Source organism: Nakamurella deserti (genome assembly GCF_003260015.1).
Classification (GTDB): Bacteria; Actinomycetota; Actinomycetes; order Mycobacteriales; family Nakamurellaceae; genus Nakamurella; species Nakamurella deserti.
The window spans coordinates 358,295-372,342 of record NZ_QCXS01000003.1 but is presented as its reverse complement, the minus strand read 5'-3'; the positions used below and the strand labels follow the sequence as shown (position 1 = coordinate 372,342).

10 protein-coding genes are annotated in these 14,048 nt (G+C 70.8%); 8 read left to right on the top strand and 2 right to left on the bottom strand.

All coding sequences use genetic code 11. The features are described from left to right. Positions 1–5: 5 nt before the first annotated feature. Both galK and galT read right to left on the bottom strand, forming a co-directional pair. A complete protein-coding gene (gene galK, locus DB033_RS14915) occupies positions 6–1,151 on the bottom strand; it encodes a galactokinase (RefSeq protein ID WP_111767728.1) in 1,146 nt (381 codons plus the stop codon). Beyond that, positions 1,148–2,305 carry a galactose-1-phosphate uridylyltransferase gene (gene galT, locus DB033_RS14910; RefSeq protein ID WP_111767727.1) on the bottom strand — a complete coding sequence of 386 codons (1,158 nt, stop codon included), beginning with the start codon at positions 2,303–2,305 and terminating at the stop codon, positions 1,148–1,150. Before galT ends, galK begins: the two co-directional genes overlap by 4 nt. A gap of 423 nt (positions 2,306–2,728) precedes the next feature. Between galT and DB033_RS14905 the strand changes: the two genes are divergently transcribed. The 8 genes from DB033_RS14905 to DB033_RS14870 all read left to right on the top strand — a co-directional run bounded on the left by DB033_RS14905 (position 2,729) and on the right by DB033_RS14870 (position 14,047). Beyond that, positions 2,729–4,108 carry an ABC transporter substrate-binding protein gene (locus tag DB033_RS14905; protein WP_111767726.1) on the top strand — a complete coding sequence of 460 codons (1,380 nt, stop codon included), beginning with the start codon at positions 2,729–2,731 and terminating at the stop codon, positions 4,106–4,108. A 112-nt stretch (positions 4,109–4,220) separates the two neighbouring features. After that, on the top strand, positions 4,221–5,186 hold the full coding sequence (locus DB033_RS14900) for a carbohydrate ABC transporter permease (protein WP_111767725.1): 966 nt from the start codon (positions 4,221–4,223) through the stop codon (positions 5,184–5,186). Beyond that, complete coding sequence (locus DB033_RS14895; protein WP_205843918.1) at positions 5,183–6,130, top strand: carbohydrate ABC transporter permease; 948 nt, start codon at positions 5,183–5,185, stop codon at positions 6,128–6,130. Before DB033_RS14900 ends, DB033_RS14895 begins: the two co-directional genes overlap by 4 nt. Positions 6,131–6,201: 71 nt before the next feature. After that, positions 6,202–8,274 (top strand): beta-galactosidase, encoded by a 2,073-nt coding sequence (locus DB033_RS14890; protein WP_111768335.1) that lies wholly within the window; start codon positions 6,202–6,204, stop codon positions 8,272–8,274. Positions 8,275–8,278: 4 nt separating this feature from the next. Further along, positions 8,279–9,118: a DeoR/GlpR family DNA-binding transcription regulator gene (locus tag DB033_RS14885; RefSeq protein WP_111767724.1), complete on the top strand. Its 840-nt coding sequence runs from the start codon at positions 8,279–8,281 to the stop codon at positions 9,116–9,118. Continuing rightward, positions 9,115–11,268, top strand: a complete 2,154-nt coding sequence (locus tag DB033_RS14880; protein WP_111767723.1) for an alpha-galactosidase — start codon at positions 9,115–9,117, stop codon at positions 11,266–11,268. The genes DB033_RS14885 and DB033_RS14880 overlap by 4 nt, the downstream gene beginning before the upstream one ends. 69 nt (positions 11,269–11,337) lie before the next feature. Then, the gene (locus tag DB033_RS14875; RefSeq protein ID WP_111767722.1) at positions 11,338–12,798 is read left to right on the top strand and encodes an MFS transporter; all 1,461 of its coding nucleotides are present in this window, start codon (positions 11,338–11,340) and stop codon (positions 12,796–12,798) included. Between the two features lie 10 nt (positions 12,799–12,808). Continuing rightward, entirely contained in the window at positions 12,809–14,047 is a 1,239-nt protein-coding gene (locus DB033_RS14870) for a D-arabinono-1,4-lactone oxidase (RefSeq protein WP_111767721.1), read from the top strand. The last annotated feature ends 1 nt before the right edge of the window (position 14,048 follow it).

Sequence of the window (14,048 nt, the reverse complement as noted above, 5' to 3'; positions counted from 1 at the left end):
TCCCCTCAGTCCCGGGCGGCGCCGGCGCTGGGCAGCACGGTGCGCAGCACCGGCGGGGTGCGCCCGTCGGCGGCGAAGGCGGCGGTGACCGCTTCACCCACGGTGTCCACCAGATCGGCCGGCACCAGTGCGATGGCCGAGCCGCCGAAGCCGCCGCCGGTCATCCGCGCACCCAGCGCGCCGGAGCTCGTCGCGACGTCCACGGCGAGGTCCAGCGACGGGTCGCTCACCTCGTAGTCGTCGCGCAGGGAGACGTGCGAGGCGACCATGAGATCGCCGATGTCGGTGATCCGGCCGGCCCGCAGCCGTGCGACGGTGTCGGTGACGCGGGCGTTCTCGGTGATGATGTGCCGCGCCCGCCGCACGAGCACGTCGTCGGAGAGCTTCGCCAGGGCGGCGTCCAGGTCGGCGACGTCGATCACCGACAGGTTCGGCACCCCGAGTTCGGCCGCCGCCGCCTCGCAGGATCGGCGTCGCTTCGCGTACTCGCCGTCGACGAGGGCGTGCTTGACCTGGGTGTCGATCACGAGCACCCGCAGGCCCTCCGCGACCGGGTCGAAGGGGACCTGTTCGGTGGTGTCGGCGCCGATGTCGAAGAACAGCACGTTGCCGGCGGTGCACGCGGCCGAGGCCATCTGGTCCATCAGCCCGCAGGGCATCCCGACGAAGTCGTTCTCGTCGCGCTGCGCGAGCCGGGCGAGCTCGGGTCGCTCCAGACCCAGGCCGAGCAGGTCCGACAGGGCCAGCAGGGTCGCGCACTCCAATGCCGCCGACGACGACAGGCCGGCGCCGACCGGAACCGTGGACGACAGGGCGAAGCGCACCCCGGGTACCGCGTGCCCGGCCTCGGTCAGCACCCACACCGCGCCGTTGAGGTAGGCCGACCACCCCTGCGCGCCGGTGCCACCGGGGGTCAGGTCGGTGATCGCCGCGGTGTGCACCTCGTCGGGTGCGACGTCGCTGACGACCGAGACGAGCCCGTCGTCGGTGAGCGCGGCGGCGACGGCAGCGCGGTCGTCGATGGCGAAGGGCAGGACGAGACCGTCGTTGTAGTCGGTGTGCTCACCGATCAGATTGACCCGCCCGGGGGACGACCAGACGCCGGAAGGCGAGTGGCCCCAGGTCTTGCCGAACAGTCCGGGGGCGCTCATCGGGCGGTCACCTCGACGGCGCGCAGCCGCGCGGCGACGTCCTCGGGGGAGATGTCGTTGACGAAGGCACCCATCGCCGACTCCGAACCGGCCAGGTACTTGATCTTGCCGACCGCGCGGCGGATGGAGAACACCGACAGGTGCATCCAGAAGTCGTCGCGGCCGGTGTGCGCGGGGGCCTGGTGGAGGGCCGTGATGGCGGGCAGCGTGTCGTCGAAGACGCCGCCCATCCGGCGCAGCACCTCCAGGTACAGCGCGGCCAGGGACGCCTGCTCCTCGTCGGAGGCGGCGGGCAGGTCCACCAGTCGGCGGCGGGGGTAGATGCTGACCTCGACCGGCCAGCGGGCGGCGAAGGGCACGAAGGCGACCCAGTGGTCGTTGCCGGCCACCACCCGTGAGCCGTCGGCGAGTTCGCGGTCGAGCAGGTCGCCGAACAGGTTGCCGCCGGTGCGTTCCCGGTAGTCGGCCGCGTTGGCCAGCATCACCGCGGTCCGGGGGGTGACGAACGGGTAGCCGTAGATCTGGCCGTGCGGGTGCGCGAGGGTGACCCCGATCTCGATGCCCTGGTTGATGAAGCAGAACACCTGCTCGACGCCGGGGACCCGGTTCAGCGCGGCGGTCCGGTGCGCCCACGCCTGCACGACGGTGCGCATCCGGGCCGGGTCGAGGTCGACGACCTGCGCGTCGTGATCGGCGGTGAAGCAGACCACCTCGCAGCGGCCGACGCCCGGGATCTGCAGTTGGAGCACGTCGGATCCGTGCGGTGCCAACAGGTCCCGGTCCAACGCGGTCGGGATCCCGCCGAACGACGGGAATCTGTTCTCGAACACCACGACGTCGTAGTCGGGGGAGGGGATCTCGGTGGCGAAGGCCCCGCGGGTCGGGCAGAGCGGGCACTGGTCGGCCGGCGGGTGGTAGGTGCGGGTCTGCCGGTGCGAGGCGATCCCGACCCACTCGCCGAGCAGGGCGTCGTAGCGCGCCGTGGACCCGACCTCGACGACGGGCAGGTCACGCGGATCGGTCAGGACCCGGGCCCCACCTTCGGTGTCGTCGAAGTAGATCAGTTCCCGGCCGTCGGCCAGCCGCGTCGGGAGCACGGCAGCGGGGCTGCGGTACACCGGCGCGGACGTCCGGGTGGTGGGTGTGACCGTCATGGGTCGACCTCCGACGTCGGTGACGGATTGGCGGACCGGACGGCCCGACAGGGCAACAGGTTAACGCCAAAGAGTGTTGATTTTCCAACATCGACACCGCCAGCTCTGTGGCGCGTGTTACAGCTTGTGTCCACGCAGGTGGCCGTGTAGAAGACCCGTCGACACCGCGGCCGACGCCGGTCGAACTTTCGCGGTACAGCGATGACGGCGAACGTCGCTGCTGGTCAGTCGGGGTGCGGTCAGCCGGGACATGTTTCGGATGGACAGCGGCGCCGCCGGTGCGCCGGCACCGGACAGCAGTGCTGGTGACGTTATCAATCCGAGACGACGGCCTGTTGACTTCACCATCGGTCACTGACAGATTGTGTTCACTCAACACAGGTGGGCGGCACTGGTGTGCTTCGTCCGATCCGGAGGTCAACGATGACTGGTTCTGATTTCGATGCTCTGCTGCGCAAGACCGGCATGAACCGCCGGTCGATGCTGCGGCTGATGGGCATGGGCGTGGCCGGTGCGGCCGCCGTCCCGCTGCTGTCCAGCTGCACCGGCACGTCCAACGGCGGGAACACCTCCGCCACCTCCACCAGCACCGCCTCGGCCGCCGGCTCGGCGACCGGCGGTTCCGCCGCCGGCGGTGGACAGGTCGGCGGCTCCGTCTCCTTCGGGTCCAACCTGTCCGACGAGGTGCCGAAGAAGGCCTACGAGGCCGTCTTCGCCAAGTTCACCGAGCAGTCGGGCACGACGGTCAACGTCAACACCGTCGACCACAACTCCTTCCAGGAGAACATCAACAACTACCTGCAGGGCAGCCCCGACGAGCTGTTCACCTGGTTCGCCGGCAACCGCATGCAGTTCTTCGCCGAGCAGGGCCTGCTGACCCCCATCGACGACGTCTGGGCCGGGTTCGAGGACCAGTACTCGGAGGGCTTCATCAACGCCTCCACCGCCGCCGACGGCAACAAGTACTTCGTGCCGTTCTACAACTACCCGTGGGCCTTCTTCTACCGGAAGAGCCTGTTCGAGGAGAAGGGCTACGAGGTCCCCACGACGCTGGACGAGCTCAAGACCCTCGGCGCCACGATGCAGGCCGACGGCCTCGCCCCGATCGCGTTCGGCGACAAGGACGGCTGGCCCGCGATGGGCACGTTCGACTACCTCAACATGCGCACCAACGGCTACCAGTTCCACATGGACCTGATGGCGCACAAGGAGGCCTGGACCGATCCCAAGGTCAAGACCGTCTTCGACACCTGGAAGGGCCTGCTGCCGCTGCACCAGTCCGACCCGCTGGGCCGCACCTGGCAGGAGGCGGCGCAGTCGATGGTCAAGAAGGAAGCCGGCATGTACCTGCTCGGCATGTTCGTCGGCCAGCAGATGCCCACCGAGGAGTACGACGACCTCGACTTCTTCGCCTTCCCGGAGATCGACTCCACCATCGGCGCCGACGCGGTCGAGGCCCCGATCGACGGCTTCCTCGCGTCGAGCAAGGGCCTCACCGACCAGAGCAGGGCGCTGCTGACCTACCTGGCGTCCCCCGAGGCGCAGCTGCAGTACCTGGGCGGTGATCCGTCCAACGTCGCGGCCAACAAGACCGCCGACACCAGCGGCTACAGCCCGCTGCAGAAGAAGGCCGTCGAGCTGATCAGCTCGGCCAAGAACATCTCGCAGTTCCTCGACCGCGACACCCGCCCGGACTTCGCCAGCCCGGTCGTCATCCCCGCCCTGCAGCAGTTCCTCAAGGACGGCGACGTCGACTCCGTGACCAACAGCCTCGAGGACCAGGCCAAGACGATCTTCGTCTGATCCGCGCGGTGGCGGGGTCCGGCGTGGCCCGGCCGCGCCCGGACCCCGCCACCGGCCCGTTCCCCCTGTTCCACCCCGAGTGTTCGTCACCCCCGTCCTCCTGGAGAGTCGTATGACCGGATCAACGCCGATCGCGCCCCCCGCGCCGCGCGGTGGCGCTCCCGCCGCGCCGGCGAAGCCCGTCGAGATCGTCGAGGTCAAGGGCAAGCTGAAGAAGCTGAGCACGACCGACAAGGTCGTCATCGGCCTGATGATCGGCATCCCGACGCTCATCGAGGCGGTGCTGGTCTGGTTCCCGGCGGTCGCGTCGATCGTGCTGTCGTTCGGCAACTGGAACGGCGTCGGTTCGCTCGCGCGGATCCAGTGGATCGGGGTGACGAACTACCAGAACATCTTCGAGGTCGACCCGAACTTCTGGCCGGCGGTCCAGCACAACGTGCTGTGGCTGGTGTTCCTCGCCGTCGTGGCCACCCCGCTCGGCGTCTTCCTGGCGGTGCTGCTGGACCGGGAGACGCCGGGCAGCAAACTGTTCCAGAGCGTGTTCTTCCTGCCGGTCATCTTCTCGCTGGCCCTCATCGGCGTCATCTGGCAGCTGATGTTCTCCCCGGAGCAGGGTCTGGTCAACGGTGTGCTGGGGACGGACATCGACTGGTTCGGTGACTCCGGCATCAACCTGTGGGCCGCGTTGATCGCCTCCAGCTGGAAGCATGTCGGCTACATCATGATCCTGTATCTGGCCGGGCTGAAGGGCGTCGACCCGTCGCTGCGCGAGGCCGCGGCGCTGGACGGCGCCAACAACCGGCAGACCTTCTTCCGGGTGGTGTTCCCGGCGATGAAGCCGATCAACATCGTGGTCGTCGTCATCACCGTCATCGAGGCGCTGCGCGCCTTCGACATCGTGTTCATCATCAACAAGGGCAACAACGGCCTGCAGCTGCTCTCCACGATGATCTACACGAACAGCGGTGCCGCGGCCCGGGTCGGGTACGCCTCCGCCCTCGCGGTGATCCTGCTGGTCATCGCCCTGGTGCCGATCGTCACCTACCTCAGCCAGGCCTTCAAGGAGGAGAACCGGTGACCACCCCCGCCGCTGTCATCGACCCGGAACCGCAGGCGCGCGGACGCCGTCGCAACCGCAGGCAGAACTACACCACCCCGCTCACCCGGGGCAGCAGGGCGAGCCGCATCGGCATCACGGTGTTCCTCGGCGGCGCCGCGTTCCTGTGGATCATCCCGCTGGCCTGGACGATCTACACCTCGCTGCGGCCGATCGACTACTTCAAGGACCACTCGTACTTCTCCATCGGCGGGACGTACGACTTCCAGAACTACGTCGACGCCTTCGAGCAGGCGCAGCTGCTGAAGTTCTTCGCCAACTCGGCGATCATCACCATCCCGGCCGTCATCCTGACCCTGCTGCTGGCGTCGCTCGCGGCGTTCAAGCTGTCCCGGGTGGCGTGGAAGTACAACGTCCCGCTGCTCATCCTGTTCACCGCGGGAAACCTGCTGCCGCAACAGGTGTTGGCGACGCCGCTGTTCCAGATGGCCAAGCACACGCCGCTGCCGGAGACCATCTCCGACTCGGGCTCGTTCATCAACACCTACTACGTCGTGATCGCCGTCAACGTCGCCTTCCAGCTCGGCTTCTGCACCTTCGTGATGAGCAACTACATGAAGGCGCTGCCCGTGGAACTGACCGAGGCGGCCCAGGTCGACGGCGCCGGCATCTGGAAGCAGTACTGGAAGATCGTGCTGCCGCTGTGCCGTCCGGCGCTCGCCGCGCTGGCGACGCTGGAGGTCATCTGGATCTACAACGACTTCTTCTGGGCACTGCTGCTGGTGCAGAAGGGTGACCGGCTGCCGATCACCTCGGGGCTGAACAACCTCAACGGGCAGTTCGCGCAGAACTACAACCTGCTCGCCGCCGGCGCGCTGATGTCGGCGCTACCGGTCCTGATCGTCTACCTGGTCCTGCAGAAGCACTTCAAGGCCGGCCTCACACTCGGAGCCAACAAGGGATGAGCACCACCACCACGGTCACCGCCGGCGGCCCGGGCTTCCTGCCCGACCGGTCGGAGCGGTTCGCCGAATCCATGTCGCGGGTGACCGCGGCCCTCGGCGGCCGGCTGGCCTTCGGTGGCGACTACAACCCCGAGCAGTGGCCGGAGGACGTCTGGGCGTCCGACGTCGCGCTGATGAAGGAGGCCGGCGTCAATCTGGTCTCGCTCGGGATCTTCTCCTGGGCCTGGCTGGAGCCCAAAGCGGGCCGGTACGAGTTCGGCTGGCTGGACAAGATCCTCGGCCTGCTGCACGACGGCGGCATCGCCGTCGACCTGGCCAACGCCTCGGCCACCCCGCCGCCGTGGTTCTCCGTCGCCCATCCCGACTCGCTGCCGGTGGACGTCGACGGCGTCCGCCGCAGCTACGGCGGCCGGCAGGCGTTCTGCCCGTCGTCACCGGAGTACCGGGCCGCGGCCGCGGCCCTCACCGAGGCGATCGTGGCGCGGTACGCCGACCATCCCGCCGTCGTGATGTGGCATGTGCACAACGAGTACGGCTGTCACAACTGGAACTGCTACTGCGACACCTCGGCCGCGGCGTTCCGCAGCTGGCTGCAGCGCCGCTACGGCGAGCTCGAGGTGCTCAACGACGCGTGGGGGACCGCGTTCTGGAGCCAGCGCTACTACGACTGGGACGAGGTGATCCCGCCACGGCGGCCGTCCTACAACACCTTCGCCAACCCCACGCAGCAGCTGGACTTCGCCCGCTTCAGCTCCGACGAGCTCCTGGACTGCTACCGCGCCGAGGCCGCGATCATCCGTGCCGGTGCGAGCCAGCCGGTGACCACGAACTTCATGGACTTCTTCAAGCCGCTGGACTACTGGTCCTGGGCGCAGGAGATGGACCTGGTGTCCAACGACAACTACCGCCTCGGCCACCTCGGTGGCACCGGTGCGACACACAACCTCTCGATGTCGGCCGACCTCATCCGGTCGCTGTCCGACACCGCGCCGTGGCTGCTGATGGAGCACTCCACCTCGGCGGTCAACTGGCAGCCGCGCAACGTGCCCAAGGCCGCCGGTCAGATGCGGCGCGACAGCCTGTCGCACGTCTCCCGGGGCGCCGACGGGGCGCTGTTCTTCCAGTGGCGGGCGTCCCGGGCCGGGGCCGAGAAGTTCCACTCGGCGCTGCTGCCGCACGCCGGGACCACGTCGTCCCGCTGGCGCGAGGTGTGTGAACTGGGTGCCGATCTGGTCAAGCTGGCCCCGGTCGCCGGCAGCCGCGGGACCGCCCGGATCGCCATCGCCTTCGACTGGAACGCCTGGTGGGGCGTCGAACTCGACTCGCACCCCAGCACCGACATCGACATGATGACCGCCGTCCGGCGCTGGCACCGCACCCTGTGGGAGCACGGCCACACCGTCGACTTCGTCCATCCCGGACGGGATCTGGACCGCTACCAGGTGGTGCTGGTGCCGTCGCTGTACCTGGTCACCGACGAGGCGGCCGCCAGCCTGGCCGCGGTGGTGGCCCGGGGCGGGACCGTGGTGGTCAACCACTTCTCGGGCATCGTCGACGAGAACGACCACATCCGGCTCGGGGGCTACCCGGGTGCCTTCACCGATCTGCTCGGGGTCCGCACCGAGGAGTTCGGCCCGCTGCTGCCCGACCAGCAGGTCACCCTCACCCTGGCGGGCGACCTCGTCGGCGCCGCGACCGGGACGGTCTGGACCGAGCTCATCGGCACGGCCGACCACGACGTCGAGGTGCTGGCCACCTTCGCCGACGGCATGTTCGCCGGTCGCCCCGCCATCACCCGGCGTCGTCCGGAGCCGGGCCCGCAGGGCTCGGTCGGCGGCGTCGCCTGGTACCTCGCCACGGTGCCCGACGACGCGACGCTGAGCGGGGTGCTGCTCACCGCTTGCCGGCAGGCCGGGGTCGCACCGGCGCTCGACATCGCCGACTGGCCGGCCGGTCTCGAGGTGGTCGTCCGCGAGAACGACGACACCCGTTTCGTCTTCGCGCTCAACGCCGCCGATTCCGACGTCGCCGTGCCGGCTACCGGGACGGACCTGCTGACCGGTGCGGCGTGGTCGCCGGAGAGCCGGCTGGCGGCCGGCGGCGCGGCCGTGATCGCGGCGCGCCGCACCCCGGGCGGGGGCTGACCCCGTGCTCGCCGATCAGCGGCGTGAGCTCATCCTGGCCGAGGTGGAGCGCACCGGGGCCATCCGGATCAGCGAGCTCACCGAGCTGCTGGGCGTGTCGGACATGACGGTCCGGCGCGACCTCGAGCACCTCGAGGCGCGGGGCTGGCTGCGGAAGGTGCACGGCGGCGCCGTGCTCAGCCAGTCGAGCGTGGAGGAGTCCAGCTTCGAGGCCAAGAGCGCGCTGCAGCAACCGGCCAAGCGGGCCATCGCCGCCCGGGCGCTGCAGCTCGTCGAGCCGCACACCGCGATCGGGCTGTCCGCGGGCACCACCACCTGGATGCTGGCCCGCGGGCTGCAGGGCACCGAGATGCCGCTGTCGGTCGTCACCAACTCGACCACCGTCGCCGACATCCTCGCCGTCAACGCGGGTCCCCACCTGCGGGTGGTGCTCACCGGTGGCGAGCGGACCCCCAGCGCGGCGCTGGTCGGGGCCATCGCCGACCGGGCGATCGGCTCGTTGCACGTCGACCGGCTGTTCCTCGGCGTGCACGGGATGGACGCCCGGGTCGGCTTCAGCTGCCCCAACCTGGCCGAGGCGCAGACGAACCAGGCGCTGATCGACAGCGCCCGGCAGATCGTGGTGCTGGCCGACTCGACCAAGTGGGGCGTCGTCGGGCTGGCCAACTTCGGCAAGCTGGGCGCCGCCGACATCCTCATCACCGACGACGGCATCTCCGCCGAGGCCCGGCGGGTGCTGGAGGACCAGGTCGGCAAGCTGATCGTGGTTCCGGTGTCCGAGGGGACCCTCGGCAAGGCCTTCGCCGGCACCACCACCCGTCAACGCGAGAGAGAACACGCATGACCGAGCACGTCCACCTCCGGCGCGACAGCGTCAGCCTGCTGATCGACTGCGCCGGTCCGGGGCAACCCGAGATCCTCCACTGGGGAGCCGATCTCGGAGAGCTCAGCGCCGACGAGGTCGCCGCCCTGCGGGTCGCGCGGACGCCCGCGCTGGCCAACTCGGTCGTCGACGTCCGGGTACCGCACACGCTGCTGCCCGAGCGGGCGCTGGCCTACCGGGGCCGCCCCGGTCTGGCCGGTCACCGCGCCGACGGCAGCGGGTTCGACTCCGCGCTGCAGCTGACCGGGGTGGCGGCCGACCACGGGGAGGCCGGCCGCGACGGCGGGGCGGCCTGGGACGTCGTCTTCACCCTCGCCGACACCGACGCGGGTCTCGAGGTCCGCTCGTCCTGGGCGCTGGACGCCCACGGCGTGCTCTCGGCCCGGCACCAGGTCCGCAACACCGGGACCGGACCGTTCGAGCTCGGCGAGCTGGGAGTCAGCCTGCCGGTGCCGGCCCGGGCGGCGGAACTGCTCGACTTCACCGGACGCTGGTGCTACGAACGCGGCCCGGTCCGCCGGCCGTTCCAGTTCGGTTCCGTGGTGCGGGAGAACCGCCGGGGACGCACCGGCGCCGACAGCTCCTTCGTCACCGTGGCCGGCACGCCGGCCTTCGCCAACCGCCGCGGCGAGGTCTGGGCGACCCACCTGGCGTGGAGCGGCGACCAGGTCACCTGGGCGGAGTCCGAACCGGACGGCACCCGCGCGCTGGGCGCGGCGGAACTGCTCGCCCCCGGCGAGATCTCCCTCGCCGAGGGCGACACCTACACCACCCCCACCGTGGTGGCGGCGTACTCGGCGGCCGGCCTCGACGGCATCTCCGACCGCTTCCACCGGCACCTGCGGGCGCGGACGACGCACCCGTCGTCGCCGCGGCCCGCGGTGCTCAACACCTGGGAGGCGGTGTACTTCGACCAGAACCTCGCCGGGCTGTCCACCCTCGCCGACGCCGCCGCGGCGGCCGGTCTCGAACGGTTCGTGCTCGACGACGGCTGGTTCGGCGGCCGCCGTGACGACACCACCTCGCTCGGCGACTGGACGGTGTCGGCCGACGTCTGGCCCGACGGTCTGACCCCGTTGATCGACCACGTCACCGGACTCGGCCTGCAGTTCGGCATCTGGGTCGAGCCGGAGATGATCAGCGCCGACTCCGACTTGTACCGGGCGCATCCGGACTGGGTCCTCGGGCCGGCCGGGAAGCTCGGCCCCGAGGCCCGCCACCAGCACGTGCTGGACCTGGCCAACCCCGACGCCTGGCGGTACATCCACGACGCGCTCCACGCGCTGCTGACCGATCACGACATCGCCTACCTCAAGTGGGACCACAACCGCGATCTGGTCGCGGCCACCCACGCCGGCCGGGCCGGTGTGCACGTCCAGACCGAGGCCGTCTACCGGTTGTTCGACGCGCTCAAGGCCGCGCACCCGGGCCTGGAGATCGAGAGCTGCTCCAGCGGTGGCGCCCGCGTCGACCTCGGCGTCCTGGCCCACACGGACCGGGTCTGGGCCAGCGACTGCAACGACGCCCTGGAGCGCCAGCAGATCCAGCGCTGGACGAACCTGCTGCTGCCCCTGGAACTCATCGGCTCACACGTCGGGCCGCCGACCGCGCACACCACCGGGCGCACCCACGAACTGTCGTTCCGGGCGGCGACCGCCCTGTTCGGCCACTTCGGTGCCGAGTGGGACATCGCGTCCGCCTCCGACGCCGACCGGGCCGGCCTCGCCGCGGCGACCGCGATCTACCGGCGGCTGCGGGAGCTGCTGCACACGGGTACGGCGGTGCACGCCGACCACCCCGACGACGCCGCCACACTGTCCGGCGTGGTCGCCGCCGACCGGTCGGCCGCGGTGTTCAGCTACGTCCAGCTCCGTACCGGCCCGCTCGAACACCCGGCACCGGCCCGCTTCGTGGGGCTGGACCCCGAACGCCGCTACCGCGTCACCGTCCTGGACGTCGCGGGCCGGCCGGGCACCACCCACCGGGCCGCCCCATCGTGGATGGACGCCGGCGGCATCACCCAGAGCGGCCGGCTCCTGGAGTCCGTAGGGCTGGAGCTGCCCATCCTGCAGCCCGAGCAGGCGCTGGTCCTGGAGCTGCGGACGGCCTGACCGTCCGGAGGGGTAGAACGGGAGGGCTGCCGCAGCCGCGGCAGCCCTCCCGCTCCAGGATCGAGTCCGATGCCCGAACCGACCCGCCGTCAGCGGCTGACGGTGCTGGCCATCTGCTGCTCCAGCCTGTTCGTCGTCGGGCTGGACGCGACGATCGTGAACCTCGCCCTGCCGGCCATCCAGCGTGACCTGGGGGCGTCGCTGACCGGGCTGCAGTGGACGGTGGACGCCTACACGCTGGTCCTGGCGAGCCTTTTGATGCTGGCCGGGTCCACCGCCGACCGGGTGGGCCGCCGCCGGGTGTTCCGGATCGGGCTGGTCACGTTCAGCCTCGGTTCGCTGCTGTGCAGCGTCGCGCCGACCACCGGGGCGCTGATCGCGTTCCGGATGGTGCAGGCCGTGGGTGGCTCGATGCTCAACCCGGTGGCGATGTCGATCATCACCAACACTTTCCGCGACCCGCGGGAACGGGCCCGGGCCATCGGCATCTGGGGGGCGGTCATCGGCCTGAGCTTCGCGCTCGGCCCCGTCGTCGGTGGTGCCCTCGTCGACGGCATCGGCTGGCGGTCTATCTTCTGGATCAACGTGCCGATCGGCCTCGCCGCGGTCGCGCTGACCCTGCACTTCGTCCCCGAGTCGCGCGCGGACCGCGCGCGCCGGCTGGACGTCCCCGGCCAGCTGCTGGTGATGACGGTGCTGGCCACCCTCACGTTCGGCATCATCGAGGGCCCGACGACGGGCTGGTCCTCCCCGGTCATCCTGGGGGCCTTCGTCGTCGGCGGGCTCGCCCTGGTCGCGCTCCTCGCGGTCGAGTCCCACCGTGCCGAGCCGCTGTTGGACCTGCGCTTCTTCACCAGCGTGCCGTTCTCCGCGGCGACGCTGATCGCGGTGTGCGGGTTCGCCGCGCTCGCCGGTTTCCTGTTCCTCAACGCCCTGTACCTGCAGAGCGTGCGCGGGTTCAGCCCGTTCACCGCCGGCCTGCTGACGCTGCCGCTGGCGGGGATGATGGCCGTGCTGCCGCCGCTCTCCGGGCGGATCGTGGCCACCCGGGGTGCGCGGATCCCGCTGGTGCTGGCCGGCATCGGGCTGGCCGCGAGCGGTGTGGTGCTGCTCGGCGTCGGTCAGGACACCCCGATGGCGCGGGTGATCGTCGCCTACGTGGTGTTCGGGGCCGGCTTCGGCATGCTCAACGCGCCGATCACCAACACCGCGGTGAGCGGGATGCCGGTGTCACAGGCGGGGACCGCCGCCGCCGTGGCCTCCACCAGCCGCCAGATCGGCTCCGCGCTGGGTGTCGCCGTCCTCGGGTCCCTGGTCACCTCCCGGGTCGTCGGGCCGCTGCCGCCGGCGTTCGGCGACGCGGCCCGCCCGGCCTGGATCGTGGTCGTCGGTTGCGGGCTGGCGGTGTTCGTCCTCGGCCTGGTCAGCACCACCGACTGGGCCGGGGCGACCGCGCGCCGGGCCGCTGCCGCCTTCGACGACCCCGCGCGGCCCGCCGCACCGGCGCCGCCGGCCGGGAGGACCCACTAGCGTCGAGGCCATGACGAGCACCACTCCCGCGACTGGGCTGACGAACTGGGCGGGGAATCACCGCTATCGCGCGCCGCGGTTGTCCGAGCCGTCGTCGCTGGACGAGTTGGCCGAGATCGTGGCCCGGGCGTCGTCGGTGAAGATCCTGGGCACCCGGCACACCTTCAACGACATCTCCGACACCGACGGTGATCTCGTGTCGATGGCGAACATCCCGCCGGAGATCGTCATCGACGACGCGGCCGCCACGGTCACCGTCGGCGGCGGGGTGACCTACGGGATGCTGGCGCCGGTGCTGCACCAGGCCGGGTGGGCGCTGCCCAACCTGGCGTCGCTGCCGCACGTCGGCGTGGCGGGTGCGGTCGCCACCGGCACCCACGGCTCCGGGAACACCGTCGGCAGCCTGGCCACCGCGGTGTCGGGAATCGAGATCCTCACCGGCGACGGCGAGATCATCGACCTGGACCGGTCGACCGGCGCGTTCCGCGGCGCGGTGGTCAATCTCGGGGCGTTCGGGGCGGTGCTGCGGCTCACCCTGGACCTGATGCCGACGTTCGACGTCCGGCAGTACGTCTTCGAGAACCTGGCCTTCGACGACCTGCTCGACGATCTGGGAGCGGTGACCGGCGCGGGGTACAGCGTCAGCCTGTTCACCAGCTGGGCGGGTGAGACGGTGCCCCAGGTGCTGGTCAAGGCGGTCGGCGACGCGGTGCCGGTCGTGGCCGGCACCACCCCGGCGACCGAGGCGATGGGTCCGGCGTGGACGGCGCAGCTGGGTGAGCCGGGGCCGTGGTCGGAGCGGCTGGCGCACTTCCGGCTGGAGTCGACACCGAGCGTGGGGGAGGAGATCCAGTCCGAGTACCTGGTCGACGTCGCCCACGCCGCGGACGCGATCCGGGCGGTGCGGGCGCTGACCGCGCAGGTGACCCCGCTGTTGTACGCCACCGAGATCCGCACGGTCGCCGCCAGCGACCTGTGGCTGGACCCGGCGTACGGCCGCGACAGCGTGGCCATCCACTTCACCTGGAAGCGCGACCAGGCCGCGGTGCTCGCGGTGCTGCCGGCGATCGAGGCTGCGCTGGCGCCGTTCGCGCCGCGGCCGCACTGGGGCAAGGTCTTCACCCTGGAGGCGGCGGAGCTGGCCGGGCGGTACGAGAAGATGGCCGACTTCCGGTGGATGGCCCAGTACTTCGACCCGAAGGCGAAGTTCGGCAACGACTACCTCCGGCGGACCGTCTTCGGCCGTTGAC

Coding starts and splice junctions, on each gene's coding strand:
- galK (WP_111767728.1), bottom strand. CDS start 1,151: ATGAGCGCCCCCGGACTGTTCGGCAAGACCTGGGGCCACTCGCCTTCC.
- galT (WP_111767727.1), bottom strand. CDS start 2,305: ATGACGGTCACACCCACCACCCGGACGTCCGCGCCGGTGTACCGCAGC.
- DB033_RS14905 (WP_111767726.1), top strand. CDS start 2,729: ATGACTGGTTCTGATTTCGATGCTCTGCTGCGCAAGACCGGCATGAAC.
- DB033_RS14900 (WP_111767725.1), top strand. CDS start 4,221: ATGACCGGATCAACGCCGATCGCGCCCCCCGCGCCGCGCGGTGGCGCT.
- DB033_RS14890 (WP_111768335.1), top strand. CDS start 6,202: ATGTCGCGGGTGACCGCGGCCCTCGGCGGCCGGCTGGCCTTCGGTGGC.
- DB033_RS14880 (WP_111767723.1), top strand. CDS start 9,115: ATGACCGAGCACGTCCACCTCCGGCGCGACAGCGTCAGCCTGCTGATC.
- DB033_RS14875 (WP_111767722.1), top strand. CDS start 11,338: ATGCCCGAACCGACCCGCCGTCAGCGGCTGACGGTGCTGGCCATCTGC.
- DB033_RS14870 (WP_111767721.1), top strand. CDS start 12,809: ATGACGAGCACCACTCCCGCGACTGGGCTGACGAACTGGGCGGGGAAT.